Source organism: Planctomycetia bacterium, assembly GCA_015075745.1.
GTDB lineage: Bacteria > Planctomycetota > Phycisphaerae > UBA1845 > UTPLA1 > UTPLA1.
Genome location: JABTTW010000002.1, coordinates 1,043,040 through 1,067,805, shown reverse-complemented (window position 1 = coordinate 1,067,805; position 24,766 = coordinate 1,043,040). Strand labels below are relative to the sequence as shown.

The 24,766-nt window shown below is 58.7% G+C and carries 21 protein-coding genes; 15 read left to right on the top strand and 6 right to left on the bottom strand.

What is annotated here, in order from left to right; genetic code table 11:
- Positions 1-48: 48 nt before the first annotated feature.
- The 14 genes from HS101_17915 to HS101_17850 all read left to right on the top strand — a co-directional run bounded on the left by HS101_17915 (position 49) and on the right by HS101_17850 (position 17,456).
- Complete coding sequence (locus HS101_17915; protein ID MBE7508143.1) at positions 49-495, top strand: prepilin-type N-terminal cleavage/methylation domain-containing protein; 447 nt, start codon at positions 49-51, stop codon at positions 493-495.
- A gap of 117 nt (positions 496-612) precedes the next feature.
- Complete coding sequence (locus HS101_17910) at positions 613-1,152, top strand: type II secretion system protein (GenBank protein ID MBE7508142.1); 540 nt, start codon at positions 613-615, stop codon at positions 1,150-1,152.
- A 2-nt stretch (positions 1,153-1,154) separates the two neighbouring features.
- Complete coding sequence (locus tag HS101_17905) at positions 1,155-1,586, top strand: hypothetical protein (protein ID MBE7508141.1); 432 nt, start codon at positions 1,155-1,157, stop codon at positions 1,584-1,586.
- Positions 1,583-2,173, top strand: a complete 591-nt coding sequence (locus tag HS101_17900; GenBank protein ID MBE7508140.1) for a prepilin-type N-terminal cleavage/methylation domain-containing protein — start codon at positions 1,583-1,585, stop codon at positions 2,171-2,173. The genes HS101_17905 and HS101_17900 overlap by 4 nt, the downstream gene beginning before the upstream one ends.
- A complete protein-coding gene (locus tag HS101_17895; protein MBE7508139.1) occupies positions 2,151-2,585 on the top strand; it encodes a hypothetical protein in 435 nt (144 codons plus the stop codon). Before HS101_17900 ends, HS101_17895 begins: the two co-directional genes overlap by 23 nt.
- Positions 2,586-2,668: 83 nt before the next feature.
- Positions 2,669-4,327, top strand: coding sequence for a hypothetical protein (locus HS101_17890; GenBank protein ID MBE7508138.1), 1,659 nt, complete (start codon positions 2,669-2,671; stop codon positions 4,325-4,327).
- Positions 4,327-4,914: a hypothetical protein gene (locus HS101_17885; GenBank protein ID MBE7508137.1), complete on the top strand. Its 588-nt coding sequence runs from the start codon at positions 4,327-4,329 to the stop codon at positions 4,912-4,914. The genes HS101_17890 and HS101_17885 overlap by 1 nt, the downstream gene beginning before the upstream one ends.
- A complete protein-coding gene (locus HS101_17880; GenBank protein ID MBE7508136.1) occupies positions 4,911-5,459 on the top strand; it encodes a hypothetical protein in 549 nt (182 codons plus the stop codon). The genes HS101_17885 and HS101_17880 overlap by 4 nt, the downstream gene beginning before the upstream one ends.
- Entirely contained in the window at positions 5,456-7,528 is a 2,073-nt protein-coding gene (locus HS101_17875) for a hypothetical protein (GenBank protein MBE7508135.1), read from the top strand. The genes HS101_17880 and HS101_17875 overlap by 4 nt, the downstream gene beginning before the upstream one ends.
- A 37-nt stretch (positions 7,529-7,565) precedes the next feature.
- Entirely contained in the window at positions 7,566-8,066 is a 501-nt protein-coding gene (locus HS101_17870; protein ID MBE7508134.1) for a tetratricopeptide repeat protein, read from the top strand.
- 149 nt (positions 8,067-8,215) lie between these two features.
- Positions 8,216-9,199: an HDOD domain-containing protein gene (locus HS101_17865; protein MBE7508133.1), complete on the top strand. Its 984-nt coding sequence runs from the start codon at positions 8,216-8,218 to the stop codon at positions 9,197-9,199.
- A gap of 1,079 nt (positions 9,200-10,278) precedes the next feature.
- Positions 10,279-14,994 (top strand): hypothetical protein, encoded by a 4,716-nt coding sequence (locus tag HS101_17860; GenBank protein ID MBE7508132.1) that lies wholly within the window; start codon positions 10,279-10,281, stop codon positions 14,992-14,994.
- 173 nt (positions 14,995-15,167) lie between these two features.
- Positions 15,168-15,854 carry a PEP-CTERM sorting domain-containing protein gene (locus HS101_17855; GenBank protein MBE7508131.1) on the top strand — a complete coding sequence of 229 codons (687 nt, stop codon included), beginning with the start codon at positions 15,168-15,170 and terminating at the stop codon, positions 15,852-15,854.
- A gap of 603 nt (positions 15,855-16,457) precedes the next feature.
- The gene (locus HS101_17850; GenBank protein MBE7508130.1) at positions 16,458-17,456 is read left to right on the top strand and encodes a sigma-54-dependent Fis family transcriptional regulator; all 999 of its coding nucleotides are present in this window, start codon (positions 16,458-16,460) and stop codon (positions 17,454-17,456) included.
- 268 nt (positions 17,457-17,724) lie between these two features.
- On the opposite strand, the gene truD is transcribed toward HS101_17850, so the two are convergent.
- Positions 17,725-19,032: a tRNA pseudouridine(13) synthase TruD gene (gene truD, locus HS101_17845; protein ID MBE7508129.1), complete on the bottom strand. Its 1,308-nt coding sequence runs from the start codon at positions 19,030-19,032 to the stop codon at positions 17,725-17,727.
- A 185-nt stretch (positions 19,033-19,217) separates the two neighbouring features.
- Here truD and rnc point away from each other — a divergent pair, with 185 nt between their 5' ends.
- Positions 19,218-19,922, top strand: a complete 705-nt coding sequence (gene rnc, locus HS101_17840) for a ribonuclease III (GenBank protein ID MBE7508128.1) — start codon at positions 19,218-19,220, stop codon at positions 19,920-19,922.
- Here rnc and HS101_17835 read toward each other — a convergent pair.
- The 5 genes from HS101_17835 to ubiE form a co-directional block, all read right to left on the bottom strand.
- The gene (locus HS101_17835) at positions 19,919-20,647 is read right to left on the bottom strand and encodes a PEP-CTERM sorting domain-containing protein (protein ID MBE7508127.1); all 729 of its coding nucleotides are present in this window, start codon (positions 20,645-20,647) and stop codon (positions 19,919-19,921) included. The genes rnc and HS101_17835 overlap by 4 nt on opposite strands.
- Positions 20,648-20,916: 269 nt before the next feature.
- A complete protein-coding gene (pyrE, locus tag HS101_17830; GenBank protein ID MBE7508126.1) occupies positions 20,917-21,444 on the bottom strand; it encodes an orotate phosphoribosyltransferase in 528 nt (175 codons plus the stop codon).
- A gap of 44 nt (positions 21,445-21,488) precedes the next feature.
- Positions 21,489-22,094, bottom strand: a complete 606-nt coding sequence (locus HS101_17825; protein MBE7508125.1) for a UbiX family flavin prenyltransferase — start codon at positions 22,092-22,094, stop codon at positions 21,489-21,491.
- Positions 22,095-22,100: 6 nt separating this feature from the next.
- Positions 22,101-23,975, bottom strand: coding sequence for a hypothetical protein (locus tag HS101_17820; protein ID MBE7508124.1), 1,875 nt, complete (start codon positions 23,973-23,975; stop codon positions 22,101-22,103).
- Entirely contained in the window at positions 23,975-24,736 is a 762-nt protein-coding gene (ubiE, locus tag HS101_17815; GenBank protein ID MBE7508123.1) for a bifunctional demethylmenaquinone methyltransferase/2-methoxy-6-polyprenyl-1,4-benzoquinol methylase UbiE, read from the bottom strand. Before ubiE ends, HS101_17820 begins: the two co-directional genes overlap by 1 nt.
- Positions 24,737-24,766: the final 30 nt, after the last annotated feature.

Genomic DNA, 24,766 nt, shown 5'->3' with positions numbered 1-24,766 from the left:
ATAGAGATCAATGAGAGCAACAGGGGCACTGCCCAGGAGTTGAATCAGATGAGCAAGAGAAGCAATCATCAGAATCGGACGAAGGGTTTTACGCTCATCGAGCTTGTAACCGTGATCGTGATTCTGGGAATCCTCTCGGCGGTTGCGCTGCCGGTTTACCTTGACTACCAGAAGGATGCAAAAGTCGCGGCATGTAAGGGCGTTCTCGGCGGCGTTCGCGCTGCCATCGCGAATTACTACGCCTACTCAGCTACCACGAGTGGCGGTGGTACCCTGAGGTATCCGGCGATCGGTGAGATCAGGACTGCCGGCGCTGTGGTCTCTGACACCCTCGGTGACAATCCGTTCGACACTGACGCGACGAAGAACAATGTCGTCGCCGGAGCAACGAAGGGGGTCGTCGTCGGTGGATCGGGCGGCTGGGCGTATCGAGCGGCGACCGGTCAGTTCTGGGCCAATACGAATACCGCCGGCATTGGCGAAAACGGGTTCTAAAGAACCGTTGGCCGGCGATCGCTTCCGGCAGAGGAAGATCCTCAATGGCCCGCGGCGCATTCGCCGTGGGGCATTGTCATTCTCGGCTCTTCTTTGAAGCAGGAATGCATGAGGCAAATGACAAGAAAACCAGGTTCGGCAAGCGCCCGGCAAGCCGCAAGGGGCTTTACGCTCATTGAACTGATCACGGTGATCGGAATTTTGGGGATTTTGGCGGTGGCGGGTGGCGGGGCGGTTCTCTCATCCATTGATTCAATTCGCACAAATGCAGCGGCGGCGAGGCTGACGAGCGACGTCCGACTGATGCAGCGAATCGCCATGGCTTCAGGACTTCGCACATGGGTGGTGCTCAGTGCGGGCTCGAACAACTATCAACTATTCATGGAAGACCCCTCGAACCCAGGTAAGCCCGGCCGGCAGGCGTTTACCCATCCGTCCAGCCAGGATACGGGAGTCGTACAATTCGGCGCCGGCGATTTTTCGAATGTCGTCATCAGCAATGTCAGCGTCAATTCGACGAGCGAGATTGAGTTCGACAGTCTCGGGGTTCCGCATGACGGGGCGGGAAATCCTCTAGCAGCAACCGGGCAGATAACACTTTCGGGCGGCGCCACGATCACGGTGTACCCCGTAAGCGGCATGGTCGAAAGGATATGATCATGCGGCGGCCAAGCAGTCGATTAGGCGCGACGATTATTGAGCTGGCGATGTGCATCGTCATTCTTGCAGTCGCACTACCGCCGCTGATGTCATCATTCATAGAAGCATCGAACCAATCCATTCTTCCCATCCGCGAATCGAGCGCCTCGTTTCTGGTCGTTGAGCGAATGGAGGCGGTCATTGCCCGACGATATCGCGGCACCGACGGATACTTCGCCCTTACGGTACCGACGGTCGCCGAATTTCCCGACGAGTCGCCGGTGAGCGGATTCACCGCTTATTCGAGGTCGGTTCGTGTTGCCTATGTGAACAGCGACCTCAGTGCCGCCATAAGCGACCAGGGCTACAAGTTGGTCACTGTTACCGTGACCTGGGACGGGGGAACGAGACAGTTAGTCATTGAGCGGGTTTTTGCGAACTTTGAATCATGAATCGACGCGATCGAAAATCAGTTCAAGGGCTTCGCCGTCGTAGCGCATTCACGCTGGTGGAGCTGATCGTGTCGATGACGGTGGGCGTCATCATCACTGGATCGGCAGGCTGGTTGATCTGGAGCGCCACGGACATGCGCACCCAGGTGGCGGCCCGGGTCGAGGTGGCGGATACGGCGGCGGCCGCGATGGAATGCATGGTGCGGTATGCTCGAGAGATTCAACAAGACGAATGTCCAGCGAATCCGACTCCGTGCCTCATGGGCCGCGCCCAGGTCAGCTTGGCGACCGCCACCGAGCTGCGATTCGGGAGTACGGGGTTTCGCTTGAGCGGCGGGCAAGTGGAGATGACTACGGACGACGCCTTGAATTGGCATCCGGTTGCCCGGGACGTTTCCGAGTTTTCCATTGCCTACTTTGCCCGCGATGGCTCTGCGCTTGCGAGCTTTCCCCTGTCACAGACTGACCGGGAATCGATGCGCCTTGTCCAGATCACGCTGGCGCTGACTCGCAGTTCGGAGACTGTGCAACTGCGGACGGCGGTGTATCTCAGGAGCTTTATGGATGAAGTCACGACCGATCCCTAAACATTGTGCTGGCCGATTCCGTCGGCGCGGCGCTGCGCTTGTTGCCTTTGTCGCGGCGCTTCTCGTTATCGGAACCTTCGTTTTGTGGGGTTTCGACCTGACAGGCACGACGGCAACGACTTCACTCAGCCATTTCCTGGGTACGGGCGCACTTTATGCCGCGGAGAGCGGTATTGAGATGTCGGTCCGGGAGATCGGACTGGGTGTGGACTTTGATAACGAAGGTACTGGGACCATGGGGACGATATCGAACAACGGAAACTCAGCCGACGACCCGGCGATTGCCGCGGGGAGGTTCTTTGTGGAGCAAACCTCGCCAAGTCCCCCAACGTACCGCGCCACCGGTCGGCCGAATCAAGCGCAATTGCCCTGGAGCAGCTTTCGCCGGGTGATTGAGATTCGCACGGAGTAGTCCCGGTGCGGCTGAAGATCAGGTAGTCGCCCCGGCATGCTGTCGTGCGCCAAGGATGCGACGTCGGAGGAACGAAGACAGGGATGTCGAAGAACCGAAGTATTCTCGTGATTCAGGTCGACGTCGAAGGCGTGCGCGCCGCAATCGCCGAGGCCGGTTCTGACTCCGTTTATATTGCAGATTGCTGCAGCTTCCCATCGAGCACTCAGAATAAAGATTCGTGCCCGCTTTCCGATCAGCTTCTCATCGATCAACTAAAGTCCTATTGTCGAGGCAAGCAGCAGAAAATTGACGGCGTACTGTTTGTTCTGGGCGGCGCCGGCGTTTCTTCTCACTATCTGGACATGCCTCCACTGAGTGGAAAAGAGCTGACGCAGGCCACGCGAATCAAGCTGGCGCAGCAGCTCCACTTTCCAGTCGCCGAGGCCGTCGTGGCCGTCAAGTCGCTTAAGAGTCTCTCCGGAGGCCAGCTTAAGGTTCACGCGACAGCCGGTCTAAAGTCGCACCTCGACAAGATCGTTGACACGGCATCCCAGCTCGGACTTCGGCTGCTGGGAATCTGCGCGGCCTCCGATGTGCTCGCTCACGCCGTTGCGAGCAGGTTTGACAATGAAAACGGAATGCGCGTCGTCCTCGACCTGGGTGAGCAGAGCAGCACGCTCGTCGTTGTTGACGGCGGCGCGCCTTGCATCTGCAGCGAGATTCCCGTCTCGGCCGGGGATATCACCGTCGCGCTGATGCGACCCATCATTCGCGGCGAAGAAGTCATTCAGCTAGATGCGGCCAAGGCCATGCAGCTTCGCGATGAGGTGGGCGTCCCCTTGCCCAATGACTCCATCTCAAGCCTCGGAGTGACCGGTGACAGAATCCTGCCCTTATTGGAGCCCGTCCTTCAGAAGCTGCTCAAACAGATGACGCAGTGGTTGGCTTTCGCGACCACCGGCAAGAATCACATCGTAGAGGAGATCGAGCTGATCGGCGTCGGCGCGGAGATACCTCAGATGGGCGAGGCCATCGCGGTACGATCCGGTCTCCGCGTATCCGTAGGCAACTGGCTGGAAGAGTCAGTCATACAGGCCAGCACGGAGGGTGGCGGGAATCCATCGGGGTATGGGCTATGCGCCGCGGCGGTGAGGCACTGGAAGAAACTCCCCGACCTCATTCCGGAAGACGTTCGCCGGGAAGAACGGACCCGTCGATGGCGCAGGAGCGTCTCAATCTGCGCGCCGATGGTCGCCGTGTCGATTGCGGCGATGTCCGTGCCGTTCGAGAGCCTTGGCTCGGCGGTGGGGCAATCTCTCGCTGTCCGGAAGGCTCAGTTGGCGGTCGTTCAGAGTAATGTCAAGCAGTGTGGAGAGTCCTCTCGAGTAGACCAAGCGGTCATGCACATCGAGGGCAGACTTCGGGCCTTCGTCGATGAATCGCCGGATTGGTTAGCCGTTCTCAAGGAGCAGACTCAGGTTTTGCCGCGTGAGTTCCGGGCGACTGAGTACAGCGGTGAATGGAATGTCCGTGAGGCCAGCCTGACATTGCGCGGTGATATCGTCACAGCGGACTCAAACAAGGAATTCGACGATGTGGTGCGACAGACTGTGTTGGCGCTGCAGAAAAGCGAGCTCTATCACCGGGTCGAGATCGTATCCGCGAATCAAGGCGCATCAGATCGCGATTCACACCTTGCCGGCTCAGTCGCGTTTCGGTTGGATCTAAGAACGCCGGTATCCGGCGCGGGGGCGAAGTAATGCGTCAGAGCTTCACCCGTCAAAACCTCCGCAACTGGAGCGCGCCATTGCTAGGGCTCCTCGCGATTGTGTTCGCGGCGGGCTTTGCCGTGACCCGACCCTATCGCCTGGAAAAAGAGATCAACGAACTGGCCATGATCGGAGCAACCCTGAACCAATCGGCTCAGGTCCTGGAGCGGACGGTGACTTCTCCAGAGCAGCGGAGTGAACTGCGTGAAAAAATGCAGGACCTCACCCTCCGGGCAGAGGAAGCTCGAAAACCGGGACTGCTCCAGGCCGAGCTCATGCAGACCGCGCGCAACGGGCACCTGGAAGTGCGCGAGATACTTCCGGTGTCGACCGGTCACATTGATACAAGCCGGGCGGAGCTTCCGAAATACCGCGTTTCTGTCGCGGGGAGTTACCGGCAGATTGCTGAATACATGGAGGCCTGCACGCGTCAGCGCATTCCGGCACGCGTCCGGAGCTTTAGAGTCAGTCATGCGACCAACCCGGACGGAAGTCCGAGCGGTTTGTTGCTCGCCGAGATTACGGTCGAGGGGTTTCTGCTTCAGGAATCGCCGCAGAATAACGAGCACACGGGATGACGGATCCGCGAACGAAGAAACTCATGATCATTCTTGCGATCTGCGGTCCGCTGCTGATCTGGCGGCTTGTATTGCTCACGAAGTATCTGCCGGCCTCTGTCGAGGCAATGCCGCTGGAAACAGAGCCGCTTGAGGATACGCAGGAGTCGGAATTGTCGCCTGCACATGCTGAGGTGTCGGCGCTACTGGCTGATTCCGGCTTGCTTGAGGCGGCGACGCGCGTCAAGGATGGTCCGTGGGGGCGAGATCCCTTTGAACTATTTGCGCAGGCCGCGCGGGAAGCTCCATCGGAGAAATCGGAATTCGTCGGGGCCCCAGTGCCGATCGCGCCGAAGATTTCATTTACCGGCGTCTCCCGATCCGCCGATCGCTGGATGGCCATGGTGCAGGGTGATTTCGTGCAGGTGGGCGACAGCATTCAAGAGACTTATCGAGTGAGCCGCATCGACAAAGGTTCAATCACGCTTGACTCAGGCGGCTGGCAATTCCGTTACTTCCTCGGCGTGGAAGAGGCCCAGGTCCAACGAATGAAGGGGGCGCCATGATGCTTTTGTTTCGCGTCATGCTCGTAGCCGTCCTTTTATTGAGCCTGGCAGCCAGGACGGCGGCGCAGGATGCCGAATCTCCGCGCGAGTCGCAGCGGTCGCAAAAGGCGGAAAGCGAAAACTCGGCGGTTGAGAGTTCGCCCAACGCGGCCAAGAGTACGCGGATCACCGTTCAATCCGCCAAGGCCGACATCGTCGATGTTCTGCGCATGGTCGCTGTTCAGGGCGGCCTGAATCTGGTAATCGGCCCTGAGGTAAAGGGGGAAGTCTCCACTTATCTCGAAGACGTCGACGTCAATACGGCGCTGAGGGCGATCACCATCAATAATGGATATGAATACACGCTTGAAGAGGGCGTCATTACCGTTTCCAAGCCGGTCCAGGCCATCGGTGACCCCGCCCCTCCTCCGGTTGTGACGCGTGTATTCAACCTGCGATCCCAGGACGCCAACCGTGTTCGAGACGCGCTGGAGTTTGCTCTTTCCGCACATGGCAAGATGAAAGTGCTGAACGAGAACAGCGATCTTAACTACGGCGTTCAGAACCTCAGCGCGCTATCCGGCAACGCCTCGGGGAACAATGCTGGTGTCGGCGGCGTAGCATCCGGCGTGTCATCGGGCACTCAGCAGCCGCGCGGCGGACTCACCAGCCGATTTGGAGATGCTGCAGGGGCGGGACAGCAGGCGCAGGCCATCAACGCACGCACTCTCGTCGTGACGGATCTTGAGGAAGTCGTAGATCGGATCGCGGAGCTGATTGCCGATCTCGACAAGCTTCCTCCCCAGGTGCTGATCGAGGCGCGAATTGTCGAAATGAGCACCGATTTGCAGCGACGCCTCGGGATCGACTGGAACGTCAGCGCATTGGCCAGCGGTCCGCTGATCGATCACCAATGGCCGCTGAACAATCGGGCCGGGTTTGCCAGTGGCGCACAGATCATGCGCGACGTGAGCGGAAACCCGAAGGTCAGCGCGGGCATGGCCCTCGGAACAATTGATCTGACTCAGTTCACGGCACTCTTGCGAGCGAATCAGACAGACAACTCCATCCGACTACTCGCAAATCCGCGGCTCTTGGTCTATAACAATCACAGCGCGAGCATTCTCGTCGGCGAGCGCTATCCGATTCTCCGGGCCACCATCACTGACTTCGGCACGGTAACAGAAGCATTCAGCGAGTACATTCCCGTTGGTGTTCAGCTTGAGGTGACGCCGACGATCACGCTGGATGGGCGCGTCAGCATGCTGGTTCACCCGGCGACCAGTGTGTTGGGCGACGACGTCGTGGGGACAACCGGCTTGCGCGTAGCCCGAATTCGCACGCGCGAACTCGACACCCGGGTCATCATGCAGGACGGCCAGACCGTCGTGCTGGGCGGACTCATCAGCGATCGAAAGACGCATCAGGCGAGCAAGGTTCCCGGTCTCGGCGACTTGCCGGGGTTGAGCATGCTGTTTCGCCAGGAGAGCCCGCGGTCCGAGCGGGTTGACTTGCTCGTCTTTTTGACGGCGCATGTGGAGACGGCGACGGAAATCGACCAGCGAGACCAGCGCGTTTTCGACATGTATAAGCCGCACTTCAAGCATATCGAGCGGCTTCAGGATGTGCCGCTCCATTTCGAGATACCAACCGAATACGAGCCGGCTCGGCCCATGTTCAGCGATCCGCCCGTGGCCGCGGACGACGAGTTTCAGGAAGCCCCCGAGTCGGATCCAGCACCGCCGACTCAAAAGCCTGCGTTTGATTCGCTTAGGCACCTCGATCGCATCAAGGCGGCGAATGCCGAAGTCGGCTGCAATGTTGGGACGAGCCTGAGCGCAGCTCCGGATTCCAACGCCGGATACGTAATTCGGATCGACGGCACTTCGACAAAAACGGCTATTGGCGCGGACTCGACAAGCGCAAGACCCACTCAGATGGAACTACGGGACCGACGAGCCAGGCTGATGCCGAATTCGGCCCGCACTGCCCGGCCGAACGACAATCGGTCCCGCGGTGGGGCGTCTCTGCGGGTACGACGACCCAGAACCATCGCTAATTCGGGAGCACGACTCGATGAGGAACCCTAAGCAGCATTCAATATGCCGGCTGGTCATGGCAGCGACGATGATGACTATCGGGTGTGGTTGTCATACCGCGAAGACAGACTCGTCCACCGTTGCTGGTTCAGCGCCAGTACAAGTCGATCGACCGGACGATCCGGCCAATCTGTCGGACGCCCAGCGGACCGATCAGTTTTACTATTCCTATGAGGCGGGGATGAACATGATTCAGCGCGGTCAATACGCCCACGCAATGGGCGCCTTTGAAGAAGCGTTGCGAATGAATCCGTCCAGCACGGAAGCCATGTTCAATCTGGCCGCGTGTTACGACTCGATCGGCGACCCGCTTCGGGCGATCCCGATCTATCGCCGGCTGCTGAGCGAAACGCCGAACGACGCTGATTGCCACGCCAATCTTGGGACGGCGTTTATCAAGATGTATCATCGCGAGAGGAGTCCGGGATGGAGGAAAATGGCCTGGGACTCATGGAATCGCTCGTTGCAATTGAATCCGGAGCAACCGGAGATCAGGCGATACCTCGAGCAATCGAAGTTAGATAACTAGGGGGGAAGTTCGGGGGCTCGCCGGGGCAGAGGGCTGTCTTACGCGGGGATGTTGGGTTTTTTGCAGCAAGCTTTGATCCGTTTGGCTGTGTTACTTCGGTGCGTGCGGGTTGCCAACAAACGGCTCTAATCTGAAGTGACGGACGGATTATGGCTTCGTTATCCAAGGATCAAATCCTTAAGACCATTCGCCAGTCGCCCAGAGTGCCGGCGCCCTCGCAGACCGTTTCGCGCATCCTCTCTCTGACGCAGAACCCCGATTGCAACCTGACCGCGGTAGCAGAGCTGATTCAACGTGACGGCGCCCTCACCGTACAACTTCTTCGCCAGGCAAACAGCTCCCTCTATGCCACGGCCCATGCCACTTCAAGCGTCAAAGACGCCTGCGTGCGACTGGGCATCAAGCGCGTCCGGGCCGCCATCATCAACGATCACGTCGTCAGCGGCCTGGGCAAGGCATGTCCGCCGGGCTTTGACGCCAGCAAGTATTGGCAATCGGCGCTTGCCACCAGCGTCGCGGCTCGGGACTTGTGCAGCAAACTCATGCCGTCGGCGGCCGAGGACGCCGGGACTGCAGGGCTCCTGTGCGACATCGGCATCGGACTCTTGGCGTATGGTATTTCCAATGATTACAAGCCCGTACTGTCCGAATTGGGTGGGTCGCTCACACCTATGATCGAGCGGATTGAGCGTCGGGTGATCGGCGTCACCCATTCTGAAGTCGGGTCGGCAATCCTCGCGGACTGGAAGCTGGATCCGTCGGTTATCAATGCCGTTCGATGTCATCACGAAGCCGACTCTGATCTGGATGGACAGGAAAACGAGGTGAAGTTTTGTCGCATCGTCTCTGCCGCGGTGACTTGTTCGGAGCTTGCTTTGTTCGGAACTGAAATGGAAGCGGTCGATCGCCTTTTTAAGCAGGTCGGCGCGCTGTGTCCCAACCCCGATGAGGTTGTAGGTGCACTTCTGGATCAACTAGTCGTTCACATTCAACAAATCGCGGAGGGCCTGGCCGTCGAACTGGGCAGCACGGACGATCTTGCGTCGAATCTGCAGAGTGTAATAGGGGAATCAGCCCAGTCCGGCGTTTCGATGTTTTTCAAACCGATGAGCCGCAGTCTCTTCGAAAGTTGATTTCCCGCAAACCAGGCATCGGGTTCCGGACATCTTCCATCCACATTGCCGGAGGCGATCGGCCAACGATTCACCACTCCTTTTCAAGAATTGTCAGAGTTCGGAATCATGGACGGCGTTGATCCGTCGGAGATTCAGCATAATCTTCGTGATTAGCGTAGGTTGTGAATTCCGGGACCTGACAAAGGGCGAAGATTACTGCCAGAATCAGCTATTCGGTCTTGTTCGAAAACCCGGCAGCGGCCTGAAAGGTCGCCAACAGACAAGACCGGGCACCAGGCTCAGGCACCCCCTAATAACCTATCAAAAATGATTGCTTTCGCACATTTGCCGGATGAATGGGCACAGATTCCGAGTAAATAGGGTCCGGATTCCTTGACTTTCATCACCCGATTTGATGATACTGGGCGCTATGTTGCCCCATTGTGCCTTTGCAATGGGAGGGAACGGGTTTCACTGTGCTCCAATTTGCTTCTGCACGGAGCAACGGATCAAAGTGGACCCGGGCAACGGTGAGAGCAAAACGGAGGAAGGGACCTACACGTAAGCTCGATAGTGGCCGGAGGGAGAAGAGCATTCCAAACGCCGCTTTTTTCGCCGTGCTGCATGGACTCATGCAGTACTTTCGGGCTAACTCGTGATTCCCTCATACAGGTTTCGGAATCAAGGAAAGGGAGACGACAATGCTGCGACGGAATTCACGGATTGGCTGGGCATTCACCACATGGATTTGTTGCTTTGCGATTAGTGCTGGAGTCTCATTTGCGGAAGTACCGAAGACCGTCCGGGTTGTACTTTCCGGCGCAGACGCTCAGTCCGCATCGGTGGCCTACGAGGTCAACGGCCAATTGATCAAGTTGCTGCCGGCATCCGATGGCAGTCGCTATGTAAGCACGAGCGACACCAAGCTATCGCTGCATGTGGAGCATCCTGGTCTGGGAGCTTCCGTCACAACCGTCGTCCTCCCAGAGGTGGCGACAGTTTCCGTCCAGGTCGATCTTGGCACAAAGACAAGTGCCCACGTTATTGAAAGTGGTAAGTCTGCTTTCCGGCCGGTTCCCGCGGCCGATTCGCCTAAGATGTCCACAATTGCCGGGAGTAACCCGGTAACGATTGAGCAGGGCGCTTCTCCGATTCTGAACATCTCTGACTATTTTTCTCAACTACAGACTAACAAGGCCGCAGGTCAGGCAGAAAGCGGACAAAGCAATCCGACGGCCGGACCGCGTGGCGGTGGAATGGGAGGCAGCGATGGCTGCACCATGGCCGAGGCAATTAGCGGCGCCGGCACATACAATTTTGACAGCAGCGCAGCGACGACTGACGGCAACCCGCATGCGGCTTGCCTTTCTTTCAGCGAGGACCAAATCGAAGGCGATATCTGGTACTGTTGGACCTCTGATTGCGACGGCACTGTTCGAGTTGAGACATGCGGTCTGACAACGGTCGATACCCGAATCGCGGTCTACAGCAGTTGCAATGTTTGCCCGCCGACCGACGCCGAATTGCTGGCCTGCAATGATGACACTTGCAGCCTTCAATCCCGCGTTCAGTTCACCGCGGTCAACGGCCAGACCTATCTGATTCGCATTGGTAACTACCCTGGTGCTGGTGGTGGAGTTGGTCAGTTTAGTGTGACCTGTCTGCCTCCCGCGATGGAAATTTGCATGCAGCCCGCCGGCAATTGCCAGGGCCGCGATTTTTCCGATGCGCGGACCAGCACTCGTGGTGCCTTCACCACCGCGGAAGACTTGGTTCCTGCGTCAAGCGGTAACATCACCGGCCTTTGCTGGTGGGGAACCTACCAGAGTGGCGTCACTTCGGCGGACTCTTTCGAAATCTGCTATTACGCGGATGCCGGTGGATTCCCCGGCGCCGCAATTGCGTGCTTCAGCCAGGCGCTGGGTTCGCTCACTGTCGGCGGTCCCGTTGATACCGGCAATCAGATTGCCGGCATTGTCCCCGAGTTTGGCTATACCGGTTCGCACGCGGCTGTAGCCGTGACCGGCGGTCAGTGTATCTGGGTCGAAATCACCAACGGCACTACGGGCAACACATGGTTCTGGGAAATTGCACCTCCAGGTAGTGGTCGTGCAGTTCAGCACGCAGGGTCACCCGGCGGCTACTCTCCCGCGGACATTCTCTTCGGTGTCGATCTCGCGGTTTGTCTCGATGTCACCCTTGGCGATCCGGCAGCCTGCCTGCCGCCGCCGGCAACGAATGATAATTGCGGCGATTGCAGTGCGATCGTCGGCGAAGGCACGTTTGCCTTCGACAACAGCGGCGCAACGACGGACGGCCCGGTCCATGCGGCATGCTTCTTCTTCGGCCAGGACCAGATCGAGAACGACGTCTGGTTCTGCTGGACGGCGAATTGCAACGGCAGCGTCCAGATGCAGACCTGCGGACTTACTGGTGTAGATACCAAGATGGCGGTCTACAACGGCCTCTCCTGTCCGATCGACGACACAACGCTCATCGCGTGTAACGATGACGCCTGTGGTCTTCAGTCGAGTGTGACCTTTACCGCAACGAGCGGTCAGAACTACCTGATCCGAATTGGCAATTACCCCGGAGCAGCCCCGGGAGTTGGTTCCTTTAGCATCGCTTGCCTTGGCGTGGCCCCATGCAACCAGCCTGCGGCGAACTGCCACACTCGAGACTTTTCGGATGCCCGCAACAGCACGCGCGGTATCTTTACAGCGGCGGATGACTTCACGCCGGACATGAACGGTTCCATCACGGATATCTGCTTCTGGGGTACTTATTTCGACGGCGCGGGCGATTGCAGTGGGACCGGTCCTGACGCCTTCGAGGTCAGGTATTATGCCGATAACGGCAGCAATCTGCCGGGTGCACTCCTTGCGACGTTCAGCCAGTCGGGCGCTACGTTGACCGTCAGTCCGAAGTTCCCGACGGGCAATTTGATCGCCGGTCTCGTTCCGGAATACGAGTACAGCGCCAGCCACGCGGCTGTCCCTGTCAGTGCCGGAACGTGCTACTGGATCGAGATCACCAACCTCAACTCATCGAGCTGCTCATGGTTCTGGGGAATCGATGATGGTACGACCGGCAATGGTCGGTTGGTGCAGGACGGAGGTCCGCTCAATGGCTATGACGCAAGTGATGCCGAGAACGGGCCCGATTTGGCGTTCTGTCTGAACCTGGCACTCGGCGATGACTCCACCTGTGCACCGCCGCCGCCGGACAACGACGAGTGTGCAATGGCACAGTTGATCGCCTGCAACAGTTCCGTCAGTACGGACAATTCATCCGCCACCACGGACGTCAATGACCCGCTCTTTAGCTGTGCGTTCTTCGGCCCGCAGCAGGGCTTCGGCACGCTTTGGTACACCTTCGTGGCCACGGATACCGAGGCCTTCGTAAGCCTCTGCAACAGCGGCGCGACGGATACGTTGCTGGCCGTTTACAGCGGCACTTGCGGCAATCTCACTGAGCTTACCTGTAACGATGACGCCAGTTGCGGTCCATTGGGCCTTGGCTCTTCGCTTTGTGTCACCGGCCTCACCGTCGGCAACACTTACTACATCCAGGCTGCTTCGTTCAGCGGGGCTGACACGGGCGCCATTACGCTTGATCTGACCTGCCCGTGTCCGGAAGCGCCTCCTGGCGACCTTTGTGATGAACCGGTTGGCCCGCTTGCCATTCCATCAGTCACGCCGGGCACGACGGTCGGCACCAGCATCGATACTGCTCCGCTTTGCGGTACGAGCATCGGCGCCCCCGGCGTCTGGTACACCGTGATCGGAACGGGCAACACGATAACGGCTTCGACCTGCACGGGTACGTCATACGACTCGAAGCTGAATGTGTACTGTGGTCCGTGCAACAACCTGACCTGCGTTGCCGGCAACGATGACTCCTGTGGACTCCAGTCTCAAGTTTCCTGGTGCTCACAGAACGGCGCCCTTTATCGCATCCTGGTTCAGGGCTTCGGCGGAGCCACCGGTGCGTTTGAGTTGACCCTCACCGACAATGGCATTCCCTGCACGGCAACTGTGATCTGTGCCGCGGTCGGCGGGTGCTGTATAGACGGCATCTGCGTCATTCGAACGGAAGATGACTGTGCGGCCGTCGGCGGCGACTACCTCGGTGACGGCACCGATTGTGCCCTCGTCGGTGGTATGAACCGCGAGTACAATCTGGCCGTTGGTCAGGCGATTCCGGACAACAATGCCGCTGGTATCAGCAGCACCATAAACGTGCCCGACACCTTCACGGTGGAGGACGTTAATGTTGACCTCAGTGCAACTCACACTTTCATCGGTGACTTCTGTGTCACCCTGACTCACGGTGCAACGTCGGTCAACCTGATCTTGCGGCCGGGTGACGGTCTTAATGATTGCCACAGCGGTTCGCCGTTCGGTTGCGGCGAGAACAACTACAACAACATCATTCTCGACGACGAGGGGACCCTCCCGATCGAGGATCGATGTGTTCCCAGCGCGACCTCACCGCCAAACTACATTCCGAATAACCCGCTGAGCGCGTTCGACGGAATGCCGGCCGCCGGTCCGTGGATTCTGACGATCAGTGACAATGGCGCCGCCGATACCGGTACGCTTGATTCCTGGTCGCTGCACTTCACCTCGGGCGGCACTTCGCCTTGTGTGATGGAGCCGTGCGAGACGTGCCCGCCGGGCACCATTGCCATCGTCGATGGCGCCGGTGACTTCTCGGGCTGGTGCGCCAGCGTGTCTCACCCGGCCAACGTCAACATTAACGTCGTTGACGTTGATACCGCTGCTGACCGGGCGACGATCACGCTCGACAAGCTCTTTAAGGAGCCCCCGGGCTTCGGTGGCCTTGTTCCTGCGATCCTGATCGACTTCGTGCAGGTCTGTCCTGATTCGCAGACGGCCAACACGATCGTCATCACGTCGGAGAATATTACAAATCAGACGGGTGTCGATTGGCTCGACTTCCATTGGTTGCTGTTCGACGGTCCGGATGCCTGGTTTGACGTAAGTGCGTCGGGCTTCAGCGTCCTACCGTTCCAGAGCAAGCTGTTCAGCAAGTTCCTGGATAGCCCGGCCAACAATCAGGCCAAGGAAATCAGTGCTTACAACGGCGTTGTTCCGAACGGCGGCCTCTTCCAGCCGGGCGGCGGTGCTGCTCCGATTCAGATCGGTGTCGATCTAAGCGGTGCTGCTCGAGTCTCGTTCACTCTGAAGGAGTGGCCGACCCTTGACGGAATCGTGATCTCCGGCGGCTGCTGCCTCGGCCTTGATTGTGTCACTTTGACGCCGAGCGATTGTGCCGCGTCAGCGGGACGCTACCTCGGTGACGGCGTTGCCTGTTCATCCACGGCGTGTCTGCCGCAGAACGACGAATGCGAGAACTGCTCGACGGTGACGACGGGCGTTCCGGTGAACGGAACGACGGAGGGAGCCACGGGCACGGACATCACCACCTGTGCGTTTAACGATACAATCGACGTCTGGCACTGCTGGACGGCGGATTGCACCGGAACCGCGACGTTCGACCTGTGCGGTAGCGCGTTCGACACGACGATTGCCGTGTTCAGCGCCTGCACCGGCGGTACGGAGCTCGCCTGCAACGACGACTTCAACTGCGACGGAGTCGGCGGCAATGAGCTGCAGTCACGTGCTACGCTCTCGGTCACCAACGGCACGACCTACTACATCCGTGTTTCAGGTTTCAACGGCACGACGGGCAGCTACACGTTGAACGTCAGCTGTGCCCCGGGTGGTGGAACAGGTTCCAGCCGAAGGAACGGACCTGTTCAGGCCACGGGCGCTCAGCGCCAGTGATTTAGTTGACATTCGAGCCCTTGGCCGGTTCTGCCCCCGGCCAAGGGGCCTCGATTTTCGTACTGGAGGCAGAAATCGGCGACCGAGTTGTCGATTATCGATGCGTGCGAATGGGGAACGAAGTTTAGTCTCTGGTCCGGCCAGTGAATAAGATGAAGTCAGGAGATGGAAGAATGAAGACGCGAACGCTTGTGACAGCCTGCTCGGCCTTTGCTTGCCTGCTGGTTATCTCCTCTGTCGCCCAGGCGGGCATGACCGTCGTACTGGGCGGCGGTTGGGAGGCTGATATCGGCGATCCTTCAGCTGTGAGCATCAATGTCGATGCCGATTGCAATACCCGCACGGTGTGCGATTTCATCGCCATTGAAATCTCGAAGGATTTCAGGCAGCCCCCGCTGCCCAATGGCAATTTTCCGGGCCTGGACATCATCTTCCGGCAGATAGCCGACGATGCTGACACGGTCCCGAATATCGTGATCCTTGACGAATCGGTCACGAATCAAACCGGCACGGACTGGACCGACTATCACATGACGGTCGGAACGGGCGGCAACGTCTGGTTCGATACCATTGACTCCAGCGGTTTCAGCATGAATCCGTTCGCCAACAGCATGTTCATGGACCCCAGCAATGTCTTTGGCGGCAATCCGAGCCGGGCAACGGACTTCTGGGCTGATGGCGGAATCGTATTCAACAATTCGTCATTCTTCCCCGGTGCGGGAGCTGGCGAAATGGTGATTTCAGTCGATTTGAGCGGCGATGATGTCGCCTTCGTCCTCAGCGAGTACCCGACTCCCGAGCCCGCGACGCTGGCTCTGCTTGGCCTTGGCGGCCTTGTTTGCCTCCGCCGCCGCCGCTGATTGACCCCGGCCCTGTGCCGGCGATTTCGGGGCGTTGCTCGGCGGTGGTGCTCAATTGGAGCAACCCGCGCGGCAGGCTTCAGGTCGCTTTTTTGGGGCATGATTCGATCTGGCTTGGCTATCTAGTCCTGACTTATGATCATTCGAAAGGCTCCGTCCAGCTTGCTTGGGCGGAGCCTTTCTCGTTTTGTCTGACCGTCGCGTTGTACGGTGCCCTTCGGGGTGACGTTCGGTGGGATCGGTTCCCCCATTTCGGCCTCGCTCGCTGGCGGCGACTCTCTATGAACCCTCACCAGGCCAACAGCAGCGCAACCCCGGAATAACCCGAGTCTGGCGGCGAAAAAATCCCCATCGCGGCCATCGCCCCAGGGCCGATTGTCATTTTCCAGGCATTAGGGTGCGATCCAGGTCTGGTACGAGTCTTGCTTAAATCTGCTCAGTGGAGACTGTCAGACCAGACTGGCCGTGAAACCAGATTGTGTCGTTCCTGGCGGAAATCGAGTCCGGTTCGGGTCTTGGATCGACCAACCCAGTTGCGGCTGACACGAGTCTCACAAGACGAACCATGAGCACGGAAGGTCCCTTATTCTGGGAGGCAAGGCGATGACCGAAATTCGCAAAGAAGGCGAGCGCCGACTTGTTCCTATGTGTGAATCGAACTCGGCTATTCTTCCGGACGAAGGTTTTTTTGAGGGAATGGGCCTATTCGGCAAATCCTCCGCGTTCAGAGGCGTACTTTGTCGCATTCCGGCTGCATCCCGCGGAACATCGCCGATTCTTATTGTGGGAGAACAGGGGACCTGCAAGGAGCGTGTCGCCCGAGCCGTCCATTATTCTTCCCAACTCGCCGGTGGTCCATTCGTAGCGGTTGACTGCGCCTCGCTGCCTCGCCAACTGGGTGAGACGGAGCTATTTGGCAACGGCCGTCGCGGCCTGATCGAAGCATCCGAGGGCGGCACCTTGTTTCTGGATGACATTGCCGAGCTGGCCATTTCCGTACAGGCCAGCTTGGCGCATTTTCTTGAGACCGGGCGCGTGAGCGGTCGCGACATCGCCTCGCCTCGCAAGGTAGCTACCCGGATCATCGCCTCGGCATCCCCGGAGGTGGACCGACTTGTCGCGATGGGGTTGGTTAGATCCGATTTGCTTCAGCGAATTGCGACCGTGCGTCTGGAACTGCCGCCTTTGAGGGCTCGGTCGGAAGATATCGCGCCGTTTGCCCATTGGTTTATCAAAAAGCTCGCGGCGGAGTACGGCTGCAAGCCACCATTGCTGGAAGACGCGGCTATTTCGGTGCTCCAGCAATATCACTGGCCGGGCAATGTACGGGAGTTGGAAATTCTTCTTCGCCAACTTGTTGTTAAGCACCCGTCTCAGTCGATCGGTCCCGCTGAGCTACAGTCGCAGATGACTTCGATGGCCGCGACGAGTCTGGATTCCGATTGCTCGCTTGCACAGGCGGAGCTGGTTCACATTCGCAATGTACTGGGACGAGTAAAGGGCAACAAGACGCATGCGGCGCGTATCCTGGGGATCGATCGCAAAACACTGCGTCAAAAGCTGCGGCAGCCTGAAGAACACGCCGTCAGTTCAAGGGGCTGATACGGCGGCCGCAGAGCATGAAAAATCACCGCCCTGAATCGCCATTGGCGACTCAGGAGAGCCGTGTTTCCCGGTCAATTCGACGCCTCAAACTTTGACTTTGCCGCTCTAATTCGTTAGCCTATGGTGAAGAGGCGGAGGAAGGTTGAGGCCTATCGACTTTCAGGGTGGAGTGGGCCCCAACATTCAAGTCGGAAGCCCGTAGGCGCGAGCCGTACTGGTTTCCGGCTTTTTTATTGGGTGCATCAATTCTGACTGGTCGCAGGCATCAGTCTTCGATCTCTGCGGTTGCTGCGTCACGGTCGACTCCACCTTCGGTGTTCAGCCCTTCCTGCAGGTCGTTCTTGCATATCTCTCGCAGGATCGTCGTCGCATAACAGCCCGCGTCGAGGGCAAATGCCAGCTCAACGTAAGCGCCGTGATCGTCGCTCCCACGATCGATGCGTAGATCCTCCATGGCGAATCGCAGCGGACGGCGCGAGCCGTGAATCTTCATGCCCTTAACGGCTCGAAAATCGTCAGGGTCTATTTGCTCCGCGTCGAGAATTGCCTTTTCGACGCGCCCAGGCTCACCCTGCGCGCACGTCATGCGCGCACCGAAGATGGGGCCCGTCGGGGATATCTCAAACGATGCGGCACGGGGCGCTTCGGCCGCGGCGTCCATCACCAGAAAGACCGAACCATTCTCGTGCTTGAAGGCAAGATCGCCCTCCATCACGCGATCGAGTTGGTCGAGCCGCTGGGCCAGGCATCGGTTGAATAATTCGGACTGATAAGCGCTGACGAAGAACTTTCTAAGTCGTTGGTCGATCGCGTGAAAGGCACGCTTGTGCTTGCCGCCGGATCTGGCCATGGCCCGGCATGCCCGGGCATTGTCGCGGAAGCCATATGGCCAGGCCTTTGCGGCGGCCTCGTATTCGCCAGAGTCATAGAGCTGTCGGGCGCGCAATACCTCGCCGGTGTCATGGGGGCCGGCCTTGCCAAGCATCAAGTCCATGACAAGTCCGGCGTCGCGCTGAAGGACGGCGCGTCCGATCGTGCCGGTATCGCCACGAGAGCCGAATCGCTGGCTGCCGAAGTAGTTGGGCACACCTCGCTTGCGGAGTGTCTCAAGAACGCTCTCCAAATCACCGAATCTCCCAGGGTCGCAGTCTCGCATCTTGATACGAAAGCGATTGCCACGCAGGTGCCCGATCCGGAGCTTGTTTCCATGTCGACTCACCGAAAGGACGCGAATGCGGGGAATGTCGAGGGACGCGACTTTCTTGGGGTCGATGTGCTCAATGCTCAGCGTCTGCACGGTGATTGCCCGGGCATCCTTCAATCCCGCCAAGCCGATGTCGCGTGACTGAACACCGAGTGCGCGGCCGATATCGTGGATGGCTCTCATGGTGGCGAGGCCGCGCTTTTCGATCGTGAAATAGATGTGGTCGCCGCTGCCGCAGGGCTGGTAAGCGGGGATCTCCTCGACGAGGAAGTCTTCATAGCGGCGTTTGATGGCCCCGGGCATCGCGGGCACGTCGGCAGTCAGGAAGGGCAGGGTATCCGTTGGGGACGTAGATTCGATGATGCTCATATGAATCAATGTAAGTGGAGTTGACCTCGAAGGCTACCGAAGAGTATAGTGAAGATGTCGGGTGTGGTTCTCGGTCCATCTCTTCGGCCGCTACATCCGGCGAGGCTCATGCCGAAACTCGCCCGATGCCCAGCAGGGTCGCGCGGCTTTCGACATCGGCCTGGAGTCTGTTGCAGGTCGATTTTATGGACAACGACGCGCTTGAGCGCTGCCAGGCGACCCTTGGCTATCAGTTCAACGACCCTACCCTCCTTGTGTCAGCTCTGACGCACGCTTCCATCGCTACGACCCGCCTACAAAGCAATGAGCGACTGGAGTTCCTTGGGGACGCAGTGCTGGGCATGGTGGTATGCCGGTATTTGTTCGAGAAGTACCCCGAGTATCTCGAAGGGGAATTGACCAAGATCAAGTCGTCGGTTGTCTCGCGCAAGACGTGCAGTGAGATCAGTGAGGAGATCGGCCTGCCTCAATTCTTGTTTCTCGGAAACGGAATCGCGGGTCGATCGAAGTTGCCGACTTCGCTTTCGGCCGCCGCGTTGGAATCGTTCATTGCGGCGATGTTTCTCGACGCCGGCCTGGAGCGGACGTCGGAGTTCATTCTCAAGCACATGGTCAGCTATATCGACGCCGCGGTCGCCAGTGAGCATCAATACAACTACAAGTCGCAGCTTCAGCAGTTTGCCCAGAAAAACAGCGGCGACACGCCGTCATACGAGGTCCTCGACGAAAAAGGGCCGGACCACGCCAAGTGCTTCGAGATTGCAGTCTGCATCGGCGGCCGTCGCTTCAAGAGCGCCTGGGGCCCGAGCAAGAAAGACGCCGAGCAGAAGGCGGCGCTGAACGCCTTGATCGAGCTTGAGTTGATTCCCGCCGAAGCGGCGATGGCCTAACGGCTAGTCGTTCTGCACTTCCGACGCCGCGTCAGTAACAAGACTCCGCTACCGAAGAGCCCAATCGCAGCCGGCTCAGGAATGTTCATCACCGTGATAACAGGAAGCGGAAGTGCCCCGTAGGGCCAAGTGCCGGCATAGATGCCAACCGCCGGGCTGTTGGGGCCAATCTGGATGATCTCATAGAAATCAAACCCCTCGGGATCATTGCCTCCGAATTCCAAGAAACCTACGCCGCCAAAAATGTCGAGAACCTGAGGATCTCCCATTGCCTTGGTCTTGGTCAATCGGAAATTCAGGACATTCCAGATAGCCGGTCCAGGGCCTGATAAATTGGCGCCGGCGGCACCGTGGATGAGGAATCCATTGGGTTCATTGGCTCCCACGAGATGGCTTATGGTCGTGACTTCGCTTATTGGGATTTCAATGTTGCTAACGGTTGCCTTGCCAAAGACGGTCGGATCGAGGATTCCGACGTCAAGGCTCCAGCCAAATGCGCCGCCGTCGTCGTTTTGATACCAACCGGAGATATCCCACGTGCATGTAAACGCCAAGTTGACGTCACACTCCAATTCGAGGGCCTCGCCCCTGGCACCCTGATGGCTGACGCTTCCTGCAGGTGAGGCGGATGCCGCGGTGAAATAAACCGCACCCGCACCCATCAAAGGAGTCGGCAGGGCAACTGCGACAAACAAACAAACGAGCACTAAGCACTGGGGTTTCATGGCAATTCTCCTCTATTAACTTGTGTAACGAACAACCAAGTATGGGATGATTCAGTGTGTGTGCTGACCCGGAGGCTACTGCAACGCGGTGGTCGGAACAGGATAAGAACTAGATGCGATAAGAATCAGCGCGAGTATACCAAGTCTTGGCCGCATTGATTGCCTCCTTTAGGCCCGATTCTTCGGCACCGATCATTGATTCAGTGCCATGAATCAACCATTAATTATACGAATCCAATGCGGTCGATTGCAAGCTTTGGGGAACCCGGTCACTGCGTCGGCAGGCGCAGGTCGGCGGCGTCGAAGAGAGATTCGAATGCAAACCCTGCTGCACGGATGTTTTGCCCGGCTCCCTGGCCGCGATCGACCACTGCGACGATTTTCTCCACCGTCGCACCCGCCTCGCTAATGGTTTTGGCGGCCTCCAGGACCTGGCCGCCGGTGGTAGCGATGTCTTCAACGAGCAACACGACGTCGCCTGGATTGATGCGCCCTTCGTACATCTTGCCCGTGCCGTAATCCTTCCTGGCGTTGCGGATGATGACGAATGGCAGACTGGCCGCCATTGCCGCCGCTGCCGCGAGGGCGACACCGCCGAGTTCCGCGCCGGCGATGAGTGTCGTCTGTGGGGAGGCCTTCCCGGCAAACAGCCGACCTAGTTCGGCGAGGATGTCTGGCTGAGTTTCGAAGAGATACTTGTCGACGTAGAACGTCGATTTTTTTCCTGAGCGGAGCGTGAAGTCTCCCTCCAGATAGGCGACGGAGCGAATTCGCTCGGCGAGCTCTTTGTGGGTCATGTTTCCTTTCCGGTATGCATAGCTCGCGAACGGGCGCGGCATTGTCATCCCTGAACGTGCGGACTGCGCTTCGGCACCCATCGCGTGTTGAGCTGGTGCGGCACGCCCAGCAGGTCGCAGAGCTTTCCGACTACGAAATCCACGAGGTCATCCACCGACTTCGGTCGCAGATAAAACCCCGGTGATGCGGGACAGATGATACCACCTGCGCGGCTGATTCGGAGCATGTTCTCCAACTCGATCTGCGAAATCGGCATCTCCCTGTGTACAAGAATAAGTCGGCGTGCTTCTTTGAGGTGGACGGCGGCGGCCCGGGAGATGAGATTCGCGCCCGTGCCCGAGGCAATGTCGCCCAGGGTATTGCTGCTGCACGGACAAATAATCATGCCGTCCGTGAGAAACGACCCGCTGGCAAGCTTGGCCCCTACATCGCGATATGGGTATGCGGTAATCGAGGAGGCCAGGGCCTCACCAACCAATACCTGTGGGGTCGGGTCGGAGATTTCGAGTTCATCGACGAAGAGCTGCCGACCGTGCGGGGAAATGACCAGGTGGACGTGAGCCCCACCCTCGACCAGCGATTTGATCAGCCGAACGGCATACGGCGCACCACTTGCACCACTAACAGCAACAACAATTTGCTTAGACATGGGTCACTATTCCGATTCAGCTTGCGATTCTCGTTGCATCATGGACAGGGAGGCAAGTCGTTCCTTGGCCTCCAGTGACCAGCAGCTATCGGGCTGTAAAGTAGTTAATTCTGTCAGCACTGCGCGGGCTTCGGCGACCAGCGAGTCTTCCTGTAAGACCTCCGCCAGGCGCATGCGGGCCTCCGCGACCGCCGGGCGATCCCGCAAGTCTTCCACGGTCTGGCGAAGTCCGATGATGCGCCTGCTGATAGCCCTTTCCAACACCTCGATTCGGATGCGAGCGTAGTCCGCTGTCATTGAATGCGGAAAGGCGGCAATCAGCGCGACGAGGTTCTCGCGGTACATCGGCGAAGTCGTGTCGAATCGAAGCATGAGTTGGAGCGGATGAACCATCTGATCAACATCACACGAAGGCGTTACGAAAATCCTTGAATATTGAGTCACCGGATCTGGCAGGCATGTAGAGATCATTTCATGGAGCCTGTTCGCCTGGAGCCGGACGAGCTTTAAGTTGACGCCGAGTCCGGCGGAGGGGTCGGCCTTTTGAAAAACCGACTGACGCAGTTGCGGTCCGATGGCAGGGCGAGTAGAAGTCGCCGGCTCAGCAGGTTGAATCAGCGGCTCGAGCAGTTGGAGGGCCTCATTGAGCCGTCCGCCCTGAGCCTCAAGGATGGCGAGCTTGTAGGCGGCGACCGCTGCGAGGGACGAGTCGGCGTATCCCTGCTCGATCGATCTCCAGGTATGACGCGATGACACACTCGGCAGATCTACGCGAAACTCAAGCCACCAGTCTCTTGAAAACCTCGCATGGTTGATTCTCGCATCCTGAGCCTGGCCCTTAAGGAAATTCACCGGGGCCGCATACCGAGACCACGGAAAATTCCTTAGGAATTCGTCACATCGCACGATTGCCCAGGCCCGATCGTCTTCGGCCTTGACGACGACTCGCTTCGCCACTTTCTTCAACCATTCTCGATAGATGGCCTCGTATGAGTCTTCTGAGTGGGAACCCCAGTCATTGGTGGCGAGGCGGTGCGCTTCTGACGAAATGTCCATCGGGGCAAACATGCGGGCGCTTCGCCGGCCGAGATCGTGCTCAAGTATGCGAAACTCCAGCTCGTCCCGCCCGACCTGCGTGTGAAACAGCACCACGGGAACGGCGAAGACAACGGCCAGCACAGGCGGGACACCACCCGGGCGATAGTCAATCAATCGGGCAATCGCCAGCGCCAGTGCGCAGATGACACAGGAAGTGAGGATCGCCAGCACCCACGGCGCGTACATCAGTGCCTTATTCTCAATGGGCACGCCGCTGGACCCCGCAGGTTCCCACGAGGCGGAGACAAAGTAGATTCCGACGGGGACAAGGCCGAGCAGTGCCGACGCGAAGCGAAAAGAAAACCTGAACCTGGGAAGCGACGCCAGCACGCAGCCGAACAGGACCGTCAAGCCAAGCCACGGCATGGCGGCGAGGAAAATTACCATGGCCGCAAATAGGATCGAGAAAGGCAGGCGATAGAGGATCGCCACGAGGATCGGAATCGAACAGGTCGATGCGAACAGGAGCCCAACGATGACGCTGTGGATCGGCACCGCATCAACGCTGATTGGAAAAAGCAGGAATTGCGAAAGGGTGACCTGCTCCTGCCCGGAAGGGTTGAAGGAACGATACATCAGTTCGGCATAGCCGGAGTACAGCCAGGGTGCATAGGCCCCGGTCCGAAGCCAGAACATGAAGCAGCAGAGGCCTGCGAAGAGCAGCGCGAGCAGGCACAGCATGAGAACGGCGCGGCGGCGATACTTCGGCGCGGTCCGTGACCAAACGTCTACGAAGTGCGTGGGCGCTTCTTGAGGCTGCGAAGTAAACGGAACATCGCTCATCACGACTTCCAAGCCAGGTGAATCGTGACCACGCCCAGCGTCAGCCGATGATGCTCGACTCGGGCGAATCCGGCGGCGGTCAGGCGCTTTGCCATCCCTTCCGCGTCCACAAAAGTGGAGACCGATGCTGGAAGATATTGGTACGCGCCTGACCGGTCGTGGCTGATCAGTGTTGCCAGTCTGGGAAGAACGCGGGACAGATAGAACATGTATAGCCCGCCAAGTAGCGGCGTTCGCGGCGTCGAAAACTCGAGTATCACGAATCGGCCTCCGGGACGCAGAACGCGATATGCCTCGGAGAAGCCCAGTCCTAAGTCCTGAAGATTTCTGACACCAAACGCGCAGCTCGCGATGTCAAACGACTCATTCGCAAATGGCAGATGAAGTGCGTCCGCCTGAAACCATTCGATTTGACTGTTACCGCCGGAGCCTGTGCGGCTTTGGGCTCGCCTCAGCATCCCGGATGAGAAATCGCAGCCGACGACGCCATTGGGATGTGCCGCGGCAAAGGCGCGGGCAAAGTCCCCGGTTCCGCAGGCAAGGTCGATCACCCGGTCGGCGGTTGTGACGGCGGCCAACTCGACAGCCCTCCTTCGCCAATAGGCATCCCGTCCGAGCGAGAGCCACCGGTTGACCTTCTCATACGTCGGAGCGATGGCATCGAACATCGCCTGCACACGCGCAGCCTTGTCGGGCTGACCGTGCGGATCGGAAAGTCGGGACTCATCCCATACCAAGGGCTTCGAGGCGGTGTCGACCATTGCCGGGGTATTTTAGCCGATGATCCGGGC

Bases quoted from the DNA above. Each gene is read 5' to 3' on its own strand.
- HS101_17875 (MBE7508135.1), top strand. From the start codon at position 5,456: ATGATGCTTTTGTTTCGCGTCATGCTCGTAGCCGTCCTTTTATTGAGC.
- HS101_17850 (MBE7508130.1), top strand. From the start codon at position 16,458: ATGACCGAAATTCGCAAAGAAGGCGAGCGCCGACTTGTTCCTATGTGT.
- HS101_17855 (MBE7508131.1), top strand. From the start codon at position 15,168: ATGAAGACGCGAACGCTTGTGACAGCCTGCTCGGCCTTTGCTTGCCTG.
- ubiE (MBE7508123.1), bottom strand. From the start codon at position 24,736: ATGGTCGACACCGCCTCGAAGCCCTTGGTATGGGATGAGTCCCGACTT.
- HS101_17885 (MBE7508137.1), top strand. From the start codon at position 4,327: ATGCGTCAGAGCTTCACCCGTCAAAACCTCCGCAACTGGAGCGCGCCA.
- HS101_17890 (MBE7508138.1), top strand. From the start codon at position 2,669: ATGTCGAAGAACCGAAGTATTCTCGTGATTCAGGTCGACGTCGAAGGC.
- HS101_17825 (MBE7508125.1), bottom strand. From the start codon at position 22,094: ATGTCTAAGCAAATTGTTGTTGCTGTTAGTGGTGCAAGTGGTGCGCCG.
- HS101_17895 (MBE7508139.1), top strand. From the start codon at position 2,151: ATGAAGTCACGACCGATCCCTAAACATTGTGCTGGCCGATTCCGTCGG.
- HS101_17865 (MBE7508133.1), top strand. From the start codon at position 8,216: ATGGCTTCGTTATCCAAGGATCAAATCCTTAAGACCATTCGCCAGTCG.
- HS101_17905 (MBE7508141.1), top strand. From the start codon at position 1,155: ATGCGGCGGCCAAGCAGTCGATTAGGCGCGACGATTATTGAGCTGGCG.
- HS101_17915 (MBE7508143.1), top strand. From the start codon at position 49: ATGAGCAAGAGAAGCAATCATCAGAATCGGACGAAGGGTTTTACGCTC.
- rnc (MBE7508128.1), top strand. From the start codon at position 19,218: ATGGACAACGACGCGCTTGAGCGCTGCCAGGCGACCCTTGGCTATCAG.
- truD (MBE7508129.1), bottom strand. From the start codon at position 19,032: ATGAGCATCATCGAATCTACGTCCCCAACGGATACCCTGCCCTTCCTG.
- HS101_17910 (MBE7508142.1), top strand. From the start codon at position 613: ATGACAAGAAAACCAGGTTCGGCAAGCGCCCGGCAAGCCGCAAGGGGC.
- HS101_17880 (MBE7508136.1), top strand. From the start codon at position 4,911: ATGACGGATCCGCGAACGAAGAAACTCATGATCATTCTTGCGATCTGC.
- HS101_17900 (MBE7508140.1), top strand. From the start codon at position 1,583: ATGAATCGACGCGATCGAAAATCAGTTCAAGGGCTTCGCCGTCGTAGC.
- HS101_17820 (MBE7508124.1), bottom strand. From the start codon at position 23,975: ATGAGCGATGTTCCGTTTACTTCGCAGCCTCAAGAAGCGCCCACGCAC.
- pyrE (MBE7508126.1), bottom strand. From the start codon at position 21,444: ATGACCCACAAAGAGCTCGCCGAGCGAATTCGCTCCGTCGCCTATCTG.
- HS101_17860 (MBE7508132.1), top strand. From the start codon at position 10,279: ATGTCCACAATTGCCGGGAGTAACCCGGTAACGATTGAGCAGGGCGCT.
- HS101_17835 (MBE7508127.1), bottom strand. From the start codon at position 20,647: ATGAAACCCCAGTGCTTAGTGCTCGTTTGTTTGTTTGTCGCAGTTGCC.
- HS101_17870 (MBE7508134.1), top strand. From the start codon at position 7,566: ATGATGACTATCGGGTGTGGTTGTCATACCGCGAAGACAGACTCGTCC.